The 16157-nt window shown below is 65.4% G+C and carries 13 protein-coding genes and 1 other RNA gene; 3 read left to right on the plus strand and 11 right to left on the minus strand.

The features are described from left to right. The 10 genes from OGR47_RS13195 to OGR47_RS13240 all read right to left on the minus strand — a co-directional run bounded on the left by OGR47_RS13195 (window position 1) and on the right by OGR47_RS13240 (window position 11225). Complete coding sequence (locus OGR47_RS13195) at window positions 1-1161, minus strand: FtsW/RodA/SpoVE family cell cycle protein (protein ID WP_165055271.1); 1161 nt, start codon at window positions 1159-1161, stop codon at window positions 1-3. Continuing rightward, window positions 1158-2585 carry a UDP-N-acetylmuramoyl-L-alanine--D-glutamate ligase gene (gene murD / locus OGR47_RS13200; RefSeq protein ID WP_165055269.1) on the minus strand — a complete coding sequence of 476 codons (1428 nt, stop codon included), beginning with the start codon at window positions 2583-2585 and terminating at the stop codon, window positions 1158-1160. Before murD ends, OGR47_RS13195 begins: the two co-directional genes overlap by 4 nt. Before the next feature lie 3 nt (window positions 2586-2588). Beyond that, the gene (mraY, locus tag OGR47_RS13205) at window positions 2589-3671 is read right to left on the minus strand and encodes a phospho-N-acetylmuramoyl-pentapeptide-transferase (protein ID WP_165055267.1); all 1083 of its coding nucleotides are present in this window, start codon (window positions 3669-3671) and stop codon (window positions 2589-2591) included. Between the two features lie 10 nt (window positions 3672-3681). Then, window positions 3682-5100: a UDP-N-acetylmuramoylalanyl-D-glutamyl-2,6-diaminopimelate--D-alanyl-D-alanine ligase gene (locus tag OGR47_RS13210; protein WP_165055265.1), complete on the minus strand. Its 1419-nt coding sequence runs from the start codon at window positions 5098-5100 to the stop codon at window positions 3682-3684. Continuing rightward, window positions 5097-6551 (minus strand): UDP-N-acetylmuramoyl-L-alanyl-D-glutamate--2,6-diaminopimelate ligase, encoded by a 1455-nt coding sequence (locus OGR47_RS13215; RefSeq protein WP_165055263.1) that lies wholly within the window; start codon window positions 6549-6551, stop codon window positions 5097-5099. The genes OGR47_RS13210 and OGR47_RS13215 overlap by 4 nt, the downstream gene beginning before the upstream one ends. Beyond that, window positions 6551-8338, minus strand: coding sequence for a peptidoglycan D,D-transpeptidase FtsI family protein (locus OGR47_RS13220; protein WP_371824441.1), 1788 nt, complete (start codon window positions 8336-8338; stop codon window positions 6551-6553). The genes OGR47_RS13215 and OGR47_RS13220 overlap by 1 nt, the downstream gene beginning before the upstream one ends. 38 nt (window positions 8339-8376) lie before the next feature. Further along, complete coding sequence (gene ftsL / locus OGR47_RS13225) at window positions 8377-8856, minus strand: cell division protein FtsL (RefSeq protein ID WP_165055260.1); 480 nt, start codon at window positions 8854-8856, stop codon at window positions 8377-8379. Beyond that, a complete protein-coding gene (gene rsmH, locus OGR47_RS13230) occupies window positions 8856-9896 on the minus strand; it encodes a 16S rRNA (cytosine(1402)-N(4))-methyltransferase RsmH (protein WP_165055258.1) in 1041 nt (346 codons plus the stop codon). Before rsmH ends, ftsL begins: the two co-directional genes overlap by 1 nt. A gap of 357 nt (window positions 9897-10253) precedes the next feature. Next, window positions 10254-10641: RNase P RNA component class A (gene rnpB, locus OGR47_RS13235), an RNA gene on the minus strand. Between the two features lie 53 nt (window positions 10642-10694). Next, the gene (locus OGR47_RS13240) at window positions 10695-11225 is read right to left on the minus strand and encodes a hypothetical protein (RefSeq protein ID WP_246729823.1); all 531 of its coding nucleotides are present in this window, start codon (window positions 11223-11225) and stop codon (window positions 10695-10697) included. Between the two features lie 97 nt (window positions 11226-11322). Between OGR47_RS13240 and OGR47_RS13245 the strand changes: the two genes are divergently transcribed. The 3 genes from OGR47_RS13245 (at window position 11323) to OGR47_RS13255 (ending at window position 14854) form a co-directional block, all read left to right on the plus strand. Then, window positions 11323-13566, plus strand: coding sequence for a primosomal protein N' (locus tag OGR47_RS13245; protein WP_165055256.1), 2244 nt, complete (start codon window positions 11323-11325; stop codon window positions 13564-13566). Between the two features lie 251 nt (window positions 13567-13817). Then, window positions 13818-14123, plus strand: a complete 306-nt coding sequence (locus OGR47_RS13250) for a hypothetical protein (protein ID WP_165055254.1) — start codon at window positions 13818-13820, stop codon at window positions 14121-14123. Window positions 14124-14350: 227 nt separating this feature from the next. Beyond that, window positions 14351-14854 carry a hypothetical protein gene (locus tag OGR47_RS13255; RefSeq protein WP_165055252.1) on the plus strand — a complete coding sequence of 168 codons (504 nt, stop codon included), beginning with the start codon at window positions 14351-14353 and terminating at the stop codon, window positions 14852-14854. Between the two features lie 156 nt (window positions 14855-15010). Here the strand turns inward: OGR47_RS13255 and hrcA are convergent, their stop codons facing one another. Then, entirely contained in the window at window positions 15011-16096 is a 1086-nt protein-coding gene (gene hrcA, locus OGR47_RS13260) for a heat-inducible transcriptional repressor HrcA (RefSeq protein ID WP_165055251.1), read from the minus strand. Between the last annotated feature and the right edge of the window lie 61 nt (window positions 16097-16157).

A 16157-nucleotide genomic window follows, 5' to 3' on the forward strand; every position in this document is an offset into this window, starting at 1 on the left:
TCATGCAGCCGCCGGCAGCGGCCCGCTCGTTGCGGCGACCTCGGTAAGCACTCGCGTGCGCGGGCGCTTGCGCGTGACAGCAAGCAGGAAGCCCATGCCGAGCGACAGCGAGATGAGCGAGGAGCCGCCGTAGGAAACGAAAGGTAGCGTCATGCCTTTGGCGGGCATGAGGTGGACATTCACAGCCATATTGATGCAGCTCTGCAAGCCAAAGAGCATGACGAGCCCCGCCGTCGCAAAACGGCAGAAGGGGTCTTCGTTGCGCGCGGCGGAGAAGAGCCCGCGCACCACGATGAAGGCGAAGACCATCGCCAGCACAATGCAGACGATGACGCCGAATTCCTCGCCGATGACAGCGAAAATAAAGTCGGTGTGAGAGTCCGGCAAGATGCGCTTGACCGTGCCTTCGCCCGGCCCCTTGCCGAACCAGGAGCCCGCCTTGAAGCTTTCGAGCGCGGTCTCGGATTGGAAGTTCGTCGGCACGCCGGCGACGGGCGGCGGCGGCTCGAGAAAGGCGTCGACGCGCGCGCGCACATGCGGCGCGAATTTATAGGCGAGCAGCGCAGCGGATGCGCCCAGGCCCCCAAGCCCGACGACCCAGATGATATGCAGCCCCGCCATGAAGAAGAGCGCGGCCCAGACGACCGAGATCAGCATGGTCTGGCCGAAATCTGGCTGCAGTACGAGCGGCCCGATGGTGAGCGGGAAGAGGAGAAGCGCGAGCCAGTTTCCCGGAACGTCCTTGCGCCGCGCGCCTTCCGAAAAGGCCCAGGCGACGACGACGACGAAGGACGGCTTGAGGAACTCCGACGGCTGAATGCCGAAGATCCAGCGCCGAGCGCCTTTCACTTCCTGGCCGAAGAACAACGTCGCGACGACGAGCGCCAGCGACACGACGAAAACGACGAGCGCGGCGCGGCGCACATGGCGCGGCGACAGGAAAGAGGCGCCGATCATCACCGCCAACGCCGGCAGAAGATAGGCAACTTGGCGATTGACGAAATGGAAGGTCGAGAGATGCAGCCTTTCCGCAACCGGCGGGCTGCCCGCCATGCCGAAGACGAGGCCCGCCACGATGAGAAGCGCGATGCCGGCGAGTAGCCAACGATCGATGGTCCATGCCCAATCGGAAATCGGGGTTCGCTCGGCGCGCGAAATCATGGGTGCTCTCCTCTGCGAGCGGCGATAACGGCTGGCAATCCATTGACGAGGGCGCGGAACGCGTCGCCGCGCGCCTCGAAATTCTTGAATTGGTCGTAGGAGGCGCAGGCTGGCGAAAGCAACACGATCGGCTCCGCCGCATCGCCGTCGAGCGCATCGAAGGCCGCGCGCATGGTCGCGACGTCGAGCGTCTCGCAGCGCTCATAGGGCAGCGCGCCGTCGAGCGTGCGTGCGAAATCGTCGCTCGCATGGCCGATGAGATAGGCCTTGCGAATGCGCGGGAAGTAAGGCCGGAGTGGCTCGATGCCGCCCTCCTTCGCCTTGCCGCCGATGATCCAATAGATGTCGGCAAAGCTCGCGAGCGCCTTCTCCGCGGCGTCGGCGTTCGTCGCCTTGGAGTCGTTCACGAAGAGCGTGCGGTCAATGCGGCCGACCTCCTCCATGCGATGCGGCAGGCCGGGGTAGCTCAGCAGGCCGCGGGCGATTTCCTCGTCCTCGAGCCCGCATTCCCAGGCGGCTGCGGCGGCGAAAGCGGCGTTCTGCGCATTATGCGCGCCGCGCAGCGCCCGTGCGCCTTGCAAAGAGCCGAGCAGCTCGGCCTCTTCGGGTGGATGGCCCTGCTCGCGGAAATAGACGCCGCCGTCTTCGACATAGAATCCCCAATCCAGAGGGCGCGCGGCGGAAACCGGCATGATGCGCTGTTCGGGTTTCGCATTGGCGGAGAGACGCGCGCCGATCGCGTGGGTATAGGCGTCGTCGACGCCGACCAGCGCCACCTCGGCGCCCGCGACGAGACACTCTTTCACCGCCGCGTAATTCTCCATCGTTCCGTGGCGGTCGATGTGATCGGGCGTCAGATTGATCAATATGCCGATGGTCGGATTGAGCGACGGCGTGAGATCGATCTGGAAGGACGAGCATTCGATAACGTGGATGCGCTCGTCCGACGGCGGCTCGAGATCGAGGATCGGCACGCCGATATTGCCGCCGAGCTGCACGTCTCGGCCCGCCTCGTGCAGAATATGCGCAATGAGCGCCGTCGTCGTCGATTTGCCATTGGTGCCGGTGATGGCAATGAAAGGCGCGCCGCCCGCATGCGCGGCGCGTTCGCGGCAGAAGAGTTCGATGTCGCCGATGACCTCGACGCCGGCGGCGCGGGCGCGCGCGACCGTCCAATGCGGCTCCGGATGGGTGAGCGGCACGCCGGGAGAAAGAACCAGCGCAGCGAAAGACGACCAGTCGCTATCCGACAAATCTTCGAGCGGCACGCCATTCCTGGCGGCGGCGAGGCGCCCCGCTTCGCCATCATCCCAGGCGCGGACATTCGCGCCGCCCGCCATCAGAGCTTTGGCGGTCGACAGGCCCGAGCCGCCGAGCCCGAAGAGGGCGACAGTCTTGCCTCTGAAAGTTCTGACCGGCGTCATTCGTCACCTCAGCTTGAGGGTCGAAAGACCCATGAGCGCCAGAACGAAGGCGATGACCCAGAAGCGGATGACGATCTGCGGCTCCTTCCAGCCCTTCTTTTCAAAGTGATGATGGATCGGCGCCATCAAGAAGATGCGCTTGCCGGTCGCCTTGAAATAGGCGACCTGAATGATCACCGAGGCGCCTTCGAGCACGAAGAGCCCGCCGACGATGACCAGCACGAACTCCTGCTTCACCGCGACGGCGACAGCGCCGAGCAATCCGCCGAGCGCGAGCGAGCCGGTGTCGCCCATGAAGATTTGCGCAGGCGGCGCGTTGAACCACAGGAATCCGAGCCCCGCGCCGATCATCGCGGAACAGACGATGGTCAGCTCGCCCGCGCCCGCGACGTAATTGACGCCGAGATAGTTCGAGAAGATCGAATTGCCGACGAGATAGGCGAAGATCGCGAATGTGCCGACTGCGATCATCGAGGGCACGATGGCGAGGCCGTCGAGACCATCGGTGAGATTGACGCAATTGCCCGCGGCGACGATGACGAAAGCGCCGAAGACGATAAAGAACAGGCCAAGCGAGCCGACGTAACCCTTCACCATCGGTATGGCGAGATTCGACATGTTCTCGCCGCCCACTTTCATCATCAGATAGCAGGCGACGCCGGCGGCGAGAAACTCGAGCGCAAGGCGCGCCTTGCCGGAGAAGCCGGCATGCGATTGCTTCGTCACCTTGAGGTAATCGTCGTAAAAGCCGATCGCGCCGAAGGACGCCGTGACGAAGAGCACGATCCACACATAATAGTTGCGCAGATTGGCCCACAGCAGCGTTGCGGCGATGAGGCCGGAGAGGATCATCAGCCCGCCCATGGTGGGCGTGCCTTTTTTGGTCAGAAGATGCGACTCGGGGCCGTCCTCGCGGATCGGCTGGCCCTTGCCCTGCTTGAGGCGCAGCGCCGCGATAATATTCGGGCCAAAGAAGAAGACGAAGAACAGCGCCGTCGCCGCCGCCATGGCGGCCCGGAAGGTGATGTAGCGGAAAATGTTGAGCGGACTGTAGAGATAAGACAGATCCGCAAGCAGCGTCAGCATACAGTAGTCCTCAACTGGCCATCTCGGGCGCGAATTTGGCTTTCGCCGCAGCGACAATCCTCGACATGCGCGACCCGTTGGAGCCCTTGATCATGACGACGTCCCCCGACCGAATTGCGGCGAGGATGGGCTCTTCCAGCTCCAGAGCCGTGGCGCGATGGGCGGCGCGCATGGGCTCCGGCGCAGCGTAAAAGAGCTGCTGCATCAGCGGCCCAGCCGTGAACAGCAGATCAACCTTGGCTCGCGCGACGTCCTCCGCCAGCGCAGCGTGTAGATTCCCGCCTTCTGGACCAAGCTCCAACATGTCGCCGAGCACGGCGATGCGGCGTCCGCCCGCGCCCGGCACCGCCGCGGCAAGCAGCTCCAGCGCCGCGCGCATGGAGGTCGGATTGGCGTTGTAGCTCTCGTCGATGAGCGTGAAGGAGCCCTCCGCGACGGGAAGCGTTTCGCGCTGGCCGCGCCCCGTGGGCGGCGCGAAATCGACGAGCGTCGCGGCGGCCTCTTCGAGATCGAGATCGAAAGAAACGGCGACGAGCAGCGCGGCAAGCGAATTGAGCGCGATGTGCTTGCCGGGCGCGCCGATGCGATAGGTAAGACGCCGGCCGAGAATCTCCGCCTCGACCTCGCAGCCGCCGTCGGTCTGCTTATATGCAATGAGCCGCGCCTGCGCGCCGTCGGCCTCGCCGAAATCGAGAACATGTCCCGCGTAAGGCGCCGCCGCGGCGGCGAGCTGCTCATATTCCGCGTCATCGCGATTGATGATTGCGACGCCGCCTTCGAGGCCCGCAAAGATTTCCGCCTTGGCGTCGGCGATGGCCTCGAGAGAGGCGAAATGTTCGAGATGCACGGGCGCGACGCGCGTCACCACCGCGACATGGGGGCGAACCTGCCCGACGAGGCCGGCGATTTCGCCGGCGTGATTCATGCCGATCTCGAAAACGCCATAGCGCGACGAAGCCGGCATCCGCGCCAGCGACAGCGACACGCCCCATTGATTATTGTAAGAAGCCGCGGAGGCGTGCGTGGCGCCAAAATGCGCCAGCATCAGCCGCGTCATGTCCTTCGTCGAGGTCTTGCCGACCGAGCCGGTGATGGCGGCGATGAAGGCGGCCGTGCGGTCGCGCGCGCGCATGCCGAGAAGCTCCAGCGAACGCTGCACGTCCTTGACGACGAAAAGCGGCCCGGCGCCTGCAAGCTCACGCGCATGTTCTTCGTCGATCACGACCGCGGCGGCGCCCTTCTCGAAAGCCGCGCGGACGAATTCATGACCGTCGCGCGCCTCGCCCTTGATGGCGACGAAAAGATCGCCGGGCTGTAGCGTGCGCGTGTCGATCGAGACGCCCGTCGCCTGGCGCGCCAGCGCGCCGCTGACGCGAGCCTGCAAGGCGCCGACAAGCGCCAGTCCCGACCATAGAGTTTCCTGCTTCATGAGCCGTGCTCCTGCAGCGCTTTCGTGACAGCTTCGTGGTCGGAAAAGGGCAATATGCGATTGCCGACGATCTGGCCAGTCTCATGCCCCTTGCCGGCAACGACGAGCGCATCGCCGGCGCGAAGGCTCGCGACCGCCTGGGATATGGCCTCCCCCCGGTCTGCGATCTCGATGATCTGCGCCGGACCAGCGCTTTTTGCGCCGTCGATGATCGCTGCGCGAATCAGGGTCGGATCCTCGCTTCGGGGATTGTCGTCCGTAATGATCGCGACATCGGCGGCGCGCGCGGCGATCTCGCCCATCAGCGCCCGCTTGCCCTTATCGCGGTCGCCGCCGCAGCCGAAAGCGACGATGAGCCGGCCCTTGGTCAGCGGCCGCAGCGTCGCGAGCACTTTTTCGAGCGCGTCGGGCTTATGGGCGTAATCGACGAAGACCGGCGCGCCATTGCGGGCGCCGACGAGTTCGAGGCGCCCAGGAGCGCCCTGGAGATGGTCGAGCGCGGCGAAGACTCGCGCAGGATCGTCTCCGCACGCGATGGCGAGCCCCGCCGCAACGAGCGCGTTGGAGGTCTGAAAGGCGCCGGTGAGCGGCAGTTCGATCTTATAATCCTTGCCGGCGTGGCTGATGTCGAGGCTCGTCGCCAGCGCGTGCGGGCGCGCGTCTTTCAGCACGATTGCCGCGCCCTTGGCGCCGACCCCGAAGACGCTCAGCCCGCGGGCGTTGCAAACCGCGGCGACGCGCACCGCCACATCGCTGTCGGCGTCGATCACCGCCGTCTGGCCGGGCTGCAGCAGCGTATCGAAGAGGCGCATCTTCGCCGCGAAATAGTCTTCCATGTCGCGGTGGTGGTCGAGATGGTCGCGCGAGAAATTGGTGAAGCCCGCCGCGCTCAGCCGCACGCCATCGAGGCGGCGCTGGTCGATCCCGAGCGAAGAGGCTTCCATCGCGAGGTGCGTCACGCCCTGCTCAGCGAGCTCGGCCAGCGTCTTGTGTAATTCGATGGGCCCAGGCGTCGTCAGCGCGCCATAATGGGCACCCTTGGAGTCCACGACGCCGACCGTGCCGAGCGAGGCCGCCTCATGGCCCATCGCCGCCCAGATCTGCCGCAAAAAGGCGACGACGGAGGTCTTGCCGCTCGTGCCCGTGACCGCGACGATGGTTTGCGGCTGGCGCGGATAGAAGCGCGCCGCCGCGCGCGCCACGGCCGCCCGAACGTCGGGAACGACGACCAGCGGCAAGGCGCATTCGGCTGGGCGCTCAGCGACGACGACCGCCGCGCCGCGCGCCTTGGCGTCCCCCACAAAAGCAAGACCATCCCCGGCATGGCCAGGGATGGCGAAAAAGGTAAAGCCCTCGCTGACGACGCGGCTGTCCGCCGACAGGCCGGCGATCTCGATGTTCCCGAGGGAAGGGTCGAGATTGTCCGTGGCGAGGAGTTCAGAGAGACGCATCAGTGGCCATGGCCTCCGGCAGCAGGAACATTGGCCATGCCATAACCGAGTTTGGCGAGCAGCGGGAAGGGCGTATGCGGCGGCTCGAAGCGCGGCGCGAGGCCGAGGATCGGCCCTGTGCGCTCGATGATCTGACCAGTGACGAAGCCGGCGTTATAGGCGGCGGTGGCGTAGCCGCCGTCCTCGGGCCGGCCCTGCGGCTCATCCATGATGGTGAGGAAGAGATATTTCGGCTTGTCCGACGGTGCGACGGCCATGAAGGTCGTGAACAGGCGGGTCTTGCTGTAATGGCCGCCGATGACCTTTTCCGCAGTGCCGGTTTTGCCGCCAACGAAATAGCCGTCGACATTCACCTTTCTGGCTGAGCCAATTTCCGCGTTGAGGCGCATGAGATAGCGCATCGACTCGCTCGTCTCGGGCTTCACCACCTGCACGGCGTTCTTCATCGCCTCTTCCTGCGAGCGCTTCAGGAAGGTCGGCGTGATGAGATAGCCGCCATTCATCAGCGCGCCGACCGCCATCATCGCCTGTAGCGGCGCAACGGCGAGACCATGGCCGAAGGCGATGGTCATGGTGTTCAGCTCGCTCCAATGCTTCGGATAGATCGGCTCGGCGCTTTCGGGCAGCTCCGTGCGCATACGCGTGAGCTGGCCCATCTTGCGCAAAAACACCTTGTGCTTCTCGACGCCCTGCCCCATCGCCATGCGCGCGGTGCCGATATTCGATGAATAAGTGAAGACCTCCGGCACTGTCAGCGCCCGGTTTCGCGCGTGATAATCATGGATCTTGAAGCGGCCGAAGGTGAGCACGCCGCGCGCGTCTAGGCGCGAGCCCAGATTGACCTTGCCGGAGTCGAGCGCCATCGAGATGGTCAGCGCCTTGAAGGTCGAGCCCATCTCATAGACGCCGACATTCATGCGGTTGATGTGGGTGAGGTCGAGCGCGTTGGCGTTTTCTTCGGTCGGATGATTGGGGTCGTAGTCCGGCAGCGAGGCCAGCGCGATCACTTCTCCAGTGTTGACGTCTAGGATCGCTGCGGCGCCGGCTTTCGCCTTGAAGCGAGTAACGCCTTTTTCCAGCTCGTCGCGCAGCGCATGGGTCGCGCGAATGTCGAGCGACAGCGTGATCGGCTGAAGCTCGTCGGGCGTGATGCCGAAGCCGAGATTATGCAGATCGGCGAGCCCTTGCCCGTCGATATATTTCTCGATTCCCGCAATGCCCTGGTTGTCGATATTGGCGAAGCCCAGCACATGCGCGCCGATCGGTCCGTTCGGATAGACGCGCTTGTTTTCGGCGATGAGTCCGACGCCCGGCAGGCCGAGGTGGAAAACCTCGTCGCGCTGATGCGGCGTGACTTCGCGCTTCACCCAGACGAAACCCTTCTTCGCGGCGCCGAGACGCTCGCGCAATTCTTTTGAAGGGACGTCGGGCAGAACGGCGGTGAGAAGCTCCGTCGCCTCGTCCTTGTCGATGAGGCGTCGCGGCTCTGCGAAGACCGACATCACTTTCACGTCGCTCGCCAGCACTTCGCCGTTGCGGTCGAGAATATCGGGACGCGAGGCGGAAACCGCTTCGGCGGCGGGATGACGGATCGTCTCCGGCTTGAAACCAAGATAGACGAGCTTGGCGCAAATGACGCCGTAAAGGACGAGGAAGCCGAGCGCGGCGAGGCGCATGCGCGAAGCGCTCGAATCGAGGCTCGTCGAAAAGACGGCGCGCATCATGCCCGCATATTTCGACGGCTTCTTGGTCGGGCGCGGCGGCGGCGTTTCGAGCATGTCCGGCATGGGCTCGGGCGTGGGCTCCCAGTTGGGCTGACGCTCTGTCATGGCTTTTTGGGCTCGCGGCTCGGGCTCTGCGGATTGGCGCTCGGCGCCTTGCTGGTTGCGACGGTTTTGGGCGTCGCGGTCTTCGGCTTGGCGGCCTGGGGCTTCGGCGTCGTCGTCGGCGCGCTCGGCAGCGCGGAAGGCGTCGCAGGCGCGGAGAGGCCGATCTCGCTGAGCTTGGCCCCGATCGCGTCGCTACGGGTCTTCTGCGGCAAGGCCGCCGCCGGCACGAGCTGCGACACCTGAAGCGGCTTCAACTCTGGCAAATATTTGTCGGCCAGCGGCTGCAGGCGCTCGGGGCGCGTCATATAGGCCCATTCCGCCCGCAAAACGGCGATGGCGTCGCGCTCGGCCTTGATCTCCAGCTTTGTCTTGGTGATCTGCTCGAGGCGATAGGCCGTCTGATATTTGATCGTATAGGCGTAGACCGCCGAGCTGATCAGCGCCGCCACCGCGAGAATGTTGAGAAGCCGGAGCATCAGACTTTTCCTTTCTCGCGCGTCGGGAGGCGCACAAGCCGCGTCAGCTTGTCGCCGAGCGGCAGCGCAGCCGACGTCGTGCGCGTCGCATGGCGCAGCTTCGCCGAACGGGCGCGCGGATTGGCCTCGACTTCCTCGCGCGTCGGCGCGATCGGCTGGCGGCCCTCGCAGACGAAGCTCGCTTCCGGCGGCGCAGCTTCGCCGGGCAGACGGCGCGAGCCAGTCTCGCCACGTCCCGACCGCTCGGCGAGGAACTGCTTGACGATGCGGTCTTCGAGCGAATGGAAGGTCACGACGACGAGGCGCCCGCCGGGGCCAAGCGTGCGCTCCGCCGCCGCGAGACCGTCGAGCAATTCGCCGAGCTCGTCATTGACCGCAATGCGCAGCGCCTGGAAGCTTTTTGTCGCGGGGTGAATATCGCCCGGCCGTCCCGGCGCGACGCGCGCGATCATTTCGGCCAGCGCCTTGGTGGAGGTGAAAGGCGCGAGATTGCGGTCGTGGGCGATGGCGCGGGCGATGCGGCGCGAGGCGCGCTCCTCGCCGTAGTAATAGAGAATATTCGCGAGCGTCTCTTCGTCCGCCTCATTGACGATATCGGCGGCGGAGACGCCCCTGCCCTCCATGCGCATATCGAGCGGGCCGTCGCCGCGAAAGGAAAAGCCGCGCTCGGCCTGGTCGAATTGCATGGACGAGACGCCGATGTCGAAGACGGCGCCGTCGAGGGGAACGAAGTCCTGCGCTCGCGCAACCTCCTCGAGCTGCGAGAAGCGCGCCTCGACAAGCGTGAGCCGCCCCTGCGCCTGCGCCACGAGATCGGCGCCGCCGGCGATGGCGGTCGGATCGCGATCGAGCGCCAGAACCTTCGTATCGGCGGCGGCGAGCAAGGCGCGCGTATAGCCGCCAGCGCCGAATGTGCCGTCGAGATAGCGCCCGCCGTCGCGCGGCTGCAGCGCCTCGATCACCTCATTGAGCAGCACGGGCACATGCCGGGCCGGACCTTCGCCGGCCGGCGGCTCATCCGCGCCGCGGTCCCTTCCCATCACGCTCGCCCTCGCATTCGCCATCGCCGCCGCCCCGACGCGTCGGACCGGCGCGACCGAGCCCTTTAAAGGCTCACGCGCGGTCCGAAGGCGTCGCGGCGAAAACGGTTGGCGGGCCATGGTTCGTTCAAAGCGTCGGCGGAGCGGCGGACAAGCCGCGGCGCCGCCTCCGGCGCCAAACAGCATTAAGCTTTGTTAGTATTAAGAGAGGGTTACCAGCTCCCGCGAGAATTCGTCTCGAATTATCGTGGCCGGTCCCGTCATTGCGAGCGAAGCGAAGCAATCCAGGGCCGCGATAGCCGCTCTGGTTTGCTTCGTCGCTGCGCTCCTCGCAATGACGGCCCGCTGCAAAAACCGGGCGCCAGCCGGCCTGTAAGCCGGGTTCTGTATGGCGTTGGCCGGTTTCCCGACCCACGCGTGACGGCCATTCCTCTGGGACGGTCGTCGCCGACCGCCTCGAGCAACCAACCCGGGCGACGTCCCGGAGACGGGTCGAAAGCTTTGAGAGCCTTCAGTCGCCCCTATTCGGTTTTGCTCCCGGCGGGGCTTGCCATGCCCTGAAGCGTTGCCGCTCAGGCGGTGCGCTCTTACCGCACCCTTTCACCCTTACCGAGCCGTGAAGCCCGGCGGTTTGCTTTCTGTGGCGCTTTCCCTGGGGTTGCCCCCGCCGGACGTTATCCGGCGCCGTGTCTCCGTGGAGCCCGGACTTTCCTCTGCATGACGCAGCGGCCGTCCAGCCGACTGGCTCATTCAGGGATAGGGAGCGGACGACGGAAGGTCAAGGCGCGCCGATCCATCTCATCCGCGTAGGAGCGGGATCGCTTGGCGCCATCCGACCCACCGTGGCTGGCGCGCCCGCGCCGACGCCATCGCACCGGCCGCAAGCCCGAAAGCGAAGGCGACATAGGTGGCCGCCAGCGATTTCTTTGAAAGCGCCAATTCCCAGCCCGGCGTAAAACGATGCGGCGTCGCGCCGTAATCCACGACCGCGGCGATTCCCGACATGGCGAAGGCGTCCCGCAGCAGGTCCCACATCGAGCGCGGCGGATTGCGCGCCAGCCAGGCCTCGAAGAATCCCGCCCATAGCACCGACGCCAGGTGATGGGTGACGAAGCCGACCAGCGTGTGGCGCGCCGTGGGCTGCTCGACTTTCGCGGCCGCGTCGCCCTGAACCCAATGGCTCGTGGCGTTCAACGGCTGCAGCGCTCCCTTGCCCTCCGACTTGGCGAGCGCCGCCAAAGCGCCAGCCGAAACGAGCGCCGCCACCGTGCCCGTCACCACGGCCGAGAAGCCGAGCTGCGACCATCCGTTGTCCATAACCTTGTTCATGCGGGCCTCCAGAGAGCATCTTTTGCAGGAGCAACCGCAGGGAGCGGGCTTCGTTCCGCGGCTTCCGGCGGCGCATGAGATGCTTTAAGCCGTCGCCATGAGCGCGGCGCAGGATCATTCGAAAAGGGCCCATACCGTCGACGTGCTGGCGCCGGTCGCCGTCGACACGACCTATTCCTACCTCGCCCCGCCCGCCCTCGGCTTGCAGCCGGGCGACAGCGTGCAAGTTCCACTCGGAGCCCGCGAGGCCTATGGGGTCGTCTGGTCCGTCGACGACGCGGAACGGCCGCGCGGCAATCTCAAGACCGTCATCACGCGCCTCGACCGGCCGCCGCTCTCGCAGAAACTGCGCGATTTCATCGACTGGCTCGCGCGCTACACGTTGACGCCGCGCGGCATGGCGCTGCGCCTCGCAACCCGCGCCGCAGAGGAAGCCGCGCCCGATACGTTGCGCACGCTCTATCGCGCGGGCGGGAAAAAGCCCGAGCGCCTCACGCCCACACGCGCGCGTGTGTTGGAAGCTGCCCAAGGCGGCATGGCCTTCTCCAAGAAAGCGCTCGCCGAAGCCGCCGCCTGCTCGACGGGCGTGATCGACGGGCTCGTCGACGAAGGCGCATTAGAGACAATCGCAGCGCCGCCGGAACCCGTCGCGCGCGCGCTCGACCCCGATTTCGCTGCGCCCTTACTCGAGCCCGCGCAACGCGAAGCGGCAGACGCATTGACCGACGCCGTGCGCGCGCGCGCGTTCAAACCCTTTTTGCTCGAAGGCGTCACCGGCTCCGGCAAAACCGAAGTCTATTTCGAGGCCGTCGCGGCGGCGTTGAAGGACGGCGGCCAGGCCCTCGTGATGATGCCGGAGATTGCGCTCACGGCGCAATTTCTCGAGCGCTTCGCGGCGCGCTTTGGCGAGAAGCCGGCGGAATGGCACTCGGGCGTCTCCGAGCGCAAACGCGCGCGTATCTGGCGCGCCGCCGCCACAGGGGAGTTGAGCGTCGTCGCGGGCGCGCGCTCGGCGTTATTCCTCCCCTTCCGTGACCTTCGCCTCATCGTCGTCGACGAAGAACATGAGGGCGCTTACAAACAGGACGACGGCGCCTCTTATCACGCGCGCGACATGGCGGTGGTGCGCGCGCGTATCGAGAACGCAGCGATCGTGCTCGCTTCCGCGACGCCCTCGATCGAAACGCGCGTCAACGCCGAACGCGGACGCTACGGCCATTTGCGCCTGCATGCGCGCGCCGGCTCTCGCGCCATGCCGCTGCTCGAGCCGATCGACATGCGCGTCCAGGGCGCAGAACGCGGACGCTGGATTGCGCCGCGGCTTGCGCTCGCCATCGGCGAAACCATCGCGCGCGGCGAACAGGCGCTGCTCTTTCTCAATCGTCGCGGCTATGCGCCTTTGACGCTCTGTCGTGATTGCGGCCATCGCTTCCGCTGCACGCAATGCGACGCCTGGCTTGTCGAACATCGCTTCCGTCGCGCGCTCGTCTGCCATCACTGCGGCCATACGGAGCGGCGCCCTGACACATGCCCGGAATGCGGCGCCGAAGATTCGCTGACTGCTTGCGGCCCCGGCGTCGAGCGCCTCGCCGAAGAAGCCGCAACGCTCTTTCCCGACGCGCGCATTCTCGTGCTCTCGTCTGACTTCCCCGGCGGCGCCGAGAGGTTGCGACGCGAGCTCGATGAAATCGCCAAAGGCGCTTTCGACATTGTCATCGGCACGCAGCTCGTCGCCAAGGGTCACAACTTTCCGCATCTCACTTTGGTGGGCGTCATCGATGCGGATTTGGGGCTCGGCAGCGGCGATCCGCGTTCGGCCGAGCGCACCTTTCAATTGCTCAATCAAGTGACCGGACGCGCCGGGCGCGGCGACAAGCCGGGACGCGCGCTCATTCAAACATTCCAGCCCGAGCATCCCGTGATTACTGCGCTGCTCTCGGGCGACGCGGAGAAATTCTACGCGCAGGAAATCGCGCTGCGCGAACGCGCCGGACTGCCGCCCTTCGGGCGCCTTGCGGCGCTCATCGTCTCCGGCAAGGACGCTGCCACGGCGGAAGCGCATGCGCGCGCCTTGGCGCGCGCCGCGCATGAATTGCCGGCGTCTCCGCGCTATCGCGTCGCCGCGCTCGGCGGTCTGCCGGAGGCCGATGAAATCATGATGCTCGGCCCGGCCGAGGCGCCGATCGCGCTCATTCGCGGCCGCTTTCGCTACCGCCTGCTCGTGAAGGCGCCGCGCAGCGCCGATGTGCAATGCTTCCTGCGCGATCTCATTGCAACGGCGCCGAAAGAGCGCGGCGGCGTGCGTGTGCAGATCGACGTCGATCCGCAGAGTTTTATGTGAGGGCCCCCTCCCTGTCCCTTTCCCGCCGTAGGGCGTCTGCAAGACGCCCGTCTCTCCACGGGCTATGGCGGAAGAGGGGACGCTCGCGATCAACATTGTCGATGCAGGCCGCAATCTGCTCCCTCTCCCGCTTTAGCGGGGGAGGGTTGGGGAGGGGGTCAGCCGTTGAAACTACGTACCCCGGCGACAGATAGCACTGACCGCAAAGCGCCTATGAGCGCTTTGCTCTTTCCTGCATGGAAGGACAAGAGATGAAGATCAAGTCAGTCTTCTTCGCAACGCTCGTGGCGGGCGGCGTCGTCGCCGCCGCGCCGCTTGCGTCCGCTATGACTCTGGCGCCGCTAAAGGCCCCAGGCGTCGCTCCGCAAACTGTGCACTCAGTCATGATCTGCGAGCACGGCCGCTGCTTCTGGACCCGCAATCACTGGGGTTACGGCGGCGGCGATCATTGGGGTTACGGCGGCGGATGGCGCGGCGATCGTTGGGGTTATGGCGGCGGATGGCGCCGTGATCACTGGCGCGATCGCGACTACGACGGGGATCGCGATTGGCGTTGAGCGCGGACGATGCGCATGAAACATGGCTCGCGGCGCAACCGCGAGCCTTTTTATTTTGGATCGCGCGCCTCCCGCCGCACAACTCGCGCAACTGTGAAGCGAGCCTGAAGGTTCGCGGTCTCCCGCGTCTCCATCTTGCGTTGAAAGCGCGGAAGCGCGCGACAGATAGAAGGCGCCTCTTCGAATGAAGAGGAAATAGCCTGCCTTCAGCAGGAAAGGACAAACCGATGCCGAAGACGCTTCTCTTGCTCGCTTCCGTAGCCGCCGGCGCCGTCGCCCTTGGCGCGCCAGTCTCCAAGGCCATGCCGCTTGCGAGCCCCGGCCAGGACAGCGGCGTTGTGCAAGCGCATGGCGTTCGCATCTGCGACGACGACGGCGATTGCTGGTGGTCCTACCGCCACCATCGCGGCGGTTATTGGGACGAAGACCGAGATCATGGGCGATATGGCTATCGCCACCATGACGAGGATTATGATCACGGGCATCGCTACCGTCGCGACTATGATCGCGATGAATATGAAGAGCGGGGCGAATATCGCGATCATGGACGCTACGGCCGGGGCGACCATGAACGCGGCGAGATGGAGCGCGACAAATATCGCGAGCGCCAGGGCATGGAGAAGGGTCGCGAACGTGAGCAAAGCGCGCGCGAGGAATCCAAAGAGCAAGGCAAGGAATATCGCTCCGAGCAAGGGATGAAGGAGCGCGGCGGACAGTCGAAGAAGGACTGAGGCTGCTTCCGCTCGAACAGCTGGCATTGGCGCCTGTCATTCCCGGCGGGATGAAAGCCCGACCGGGAATCCAAAACAAGCAAACGCCAATGTGGCTCTGGATTCCCGATCGCCCGCTGCGCGAGCGTCGGGATGACAACCGGCGCCAGCGTGAAATCACGCGCCGCCGACGACGCGCGCGACGACCTTCGCGGTGTAATCGACCATCGGCACGATGCGCGCGTAATTCAGGCGCGTCGGGCCGATGACGCCGAGCGCGCCGATGATGCGTCGCTCGCTGTCGCGCAAAGGCGCTGCGATCATCGACGAGCCGGAGAGCGAAAAGAGCTTGTTCTCGGAGCCGATGAAAATACGCACGCCCTCGCCTTCCTCTGCGCGCTCCAAGAGATCGATTACGCCGGTCTTGGTTTCGAGATCGGCGAAAAGCAGGCGCACGCGCTCGAGATCGGCGGCGGCGGTCAAATCTTCGAGAAGATGCGCCTGGCCGCGCACGATGAGTTGACGATTCTCGCTCGGCGCCCCGCCCCAGCTGGCAAGCCCCGCCTGAACGAGCCGTGCCGTCAATTCGTCGAGTTCCATCTGCGCTGCGCGGCGCGAAGCTTCTATGCCTTCGCGCGCCTCTGCCAACGTGCGGCCGATAATGCGCGCATTCAGATAATTTGCAGCTTCGATCAGAGAGGAAGCCGGAAGGTCGCGCGAGACGGGGATAACGCGATTTTCGACCGTCCCATCGTCGGCGACGAGGATCGCGAGCGCGCGCTCCGGCTCCAGCCGCACGAAATCGATCTGCTTGAGCCGCACATTCTCCTTGCTCGCGACGACGACTCCGGCGACGCGCGTCAGGCCAGAAAGCAGGCCCGTGGCCTCCGCCAGCACGCCTTCGAGATCGTGATCCTTGGAGGCGGCCTCGACCTCCGCCGCGATGCGCGCGCGCTCGGCGTCCTCGATATCGCCGATCTGCAAGAGCGAATCGACGAAAAAGCGCAAGCCAAGCTCTGTCGGCATGCGCCCGGCGCTGGTGTGCGGCGCATAAATAAGGCCGAGCTCCTCGAGGTCCTGCATCACATTGCGGACCGAAGCCGGCGACAAGGTCATCGGCAGAAGGCGCGATATTTGCCGCGAACCGACAGGCTCGCCCGTCGTCAGATAGCTGTCGACGAGCTGCCGAAAAATTTCCCGCGAACGGTCGGTCAGCAACGACAGGCCAGATGCAGAGGGAACAAGCGGCGACGGTCGGATCATAGGCAGAAGAATAACCCATCGCCGCGCCGCGTCGAGAAACAAAAAAGCCCGACCGCTTAGG

It is taken from the genome of Methylocystis sp. MJC1, assembly GCF_026427715.1.
Lineage (GTDB): Bacteria > Pseudomonadota > Alphaproteobacteria > Rhizobiales > Beijerinckiaceae > Methylocystis.

What these genes read in the sequence shown, in the direction of transcription:
- OGR47_RS13250 (WP_165055254.1), top strand. Translation starts at nt 13,818, where the DNA reads ATGAAGATCAAGTCAGTCTTCTTCGCAACGCTCGTGGCGGGCGGCGTC.
- murD (WP_165055269.1), bottom strand. Translation starts at nt 2,585, where the DNA reads ATGACGCCGGTCAGAACTTTCAGAGGCAAGACTGTCGCCCTCTTCGGG.
- rsmH (WP_165055258.1), bottom strand. Translation starts at nt 9,896, where the DNA reads ATGGGAAGGGACCGCGGCGCGGATGAGCCGCCGGCCGGCGAAGGTCCG.
- hrcA (WP_165055251.1), bottom strand. Translation starts at nt 16,096, where the DNA reads ATGATCCGACCGTCGCCGCTTGTTCCCTCTGCATCTGGCCTGTCGTTG.
- OGR47_RS13220 (WP_371824441.1), bottom strand. Translation starts at nt 8,338, where the DNA reads ATGCCGGACATGCTCGAAACGCCGCCGCCGCGCCCGACCAAGAAGCCG.
- OGR47_RS13255 (WP_165055252.1), top strand. Translation starts at nt 14,351, where the DNA reads ATGCCGAAGACGCTTCTCTTGCTCGCTTCCGTAGCCGCCGGCGCCGTC.
- OGR47_RS13215 (WP_165055263.1), bottom strand. Translation starts at nt 6,551, where the DNA reads ATGCGTCTCTCTGAACTCCTCGCCACGGACAATCTCGACCCTTCCCTC.
- OGR47_RS13210 (WP_165055265.1), bottom strand. Translation starts at nt 5,100, where the DNA reads ATGAAGCAGGAAACTCTATGGTCGGGACTGGCGCTTGTCGGCGCCTTG.
- mraY (WP_165055267.1), bottom strand. Translation starts at nt 3,671, where the DNA reads ATGCTGACGCTGCTTGCGGATCTGTCTTATCTCTACAGTCCGCTCAAC.
- OGR47_RS13240 (WP_246729823.1), bottom strand. Translation starts at nt 11,225, where the DNA reads ATGAACAAGGTTATGGACAACGGATGGTCGCAGCTCGGCTTCTCGGCC.
- OGR47_RS13195 (WP_165055271.1), bottom strand. Translation starts at nt 1,161, where the DNA reads ATGATTTCGCGCGCCGAGCGAACCCCGATTTCCGATTGGGCATGGACC.
- OGR47_RS13245 (WP_165055256.1), top strand. Translation starts at nt 11,323, where the DNA reads ATGAGCGCGGCGCAGGATCATTCGAAAAGGGCCCATACCGTCGACGTG.
- ftsL (WP_165055260.1), bottom strand. Translation starts at nt 8,856, where the DNA reads ATGCTCCGGCTTCTCAACATTCTCGCGGTGGCGGCGCTGATCAGCTCG.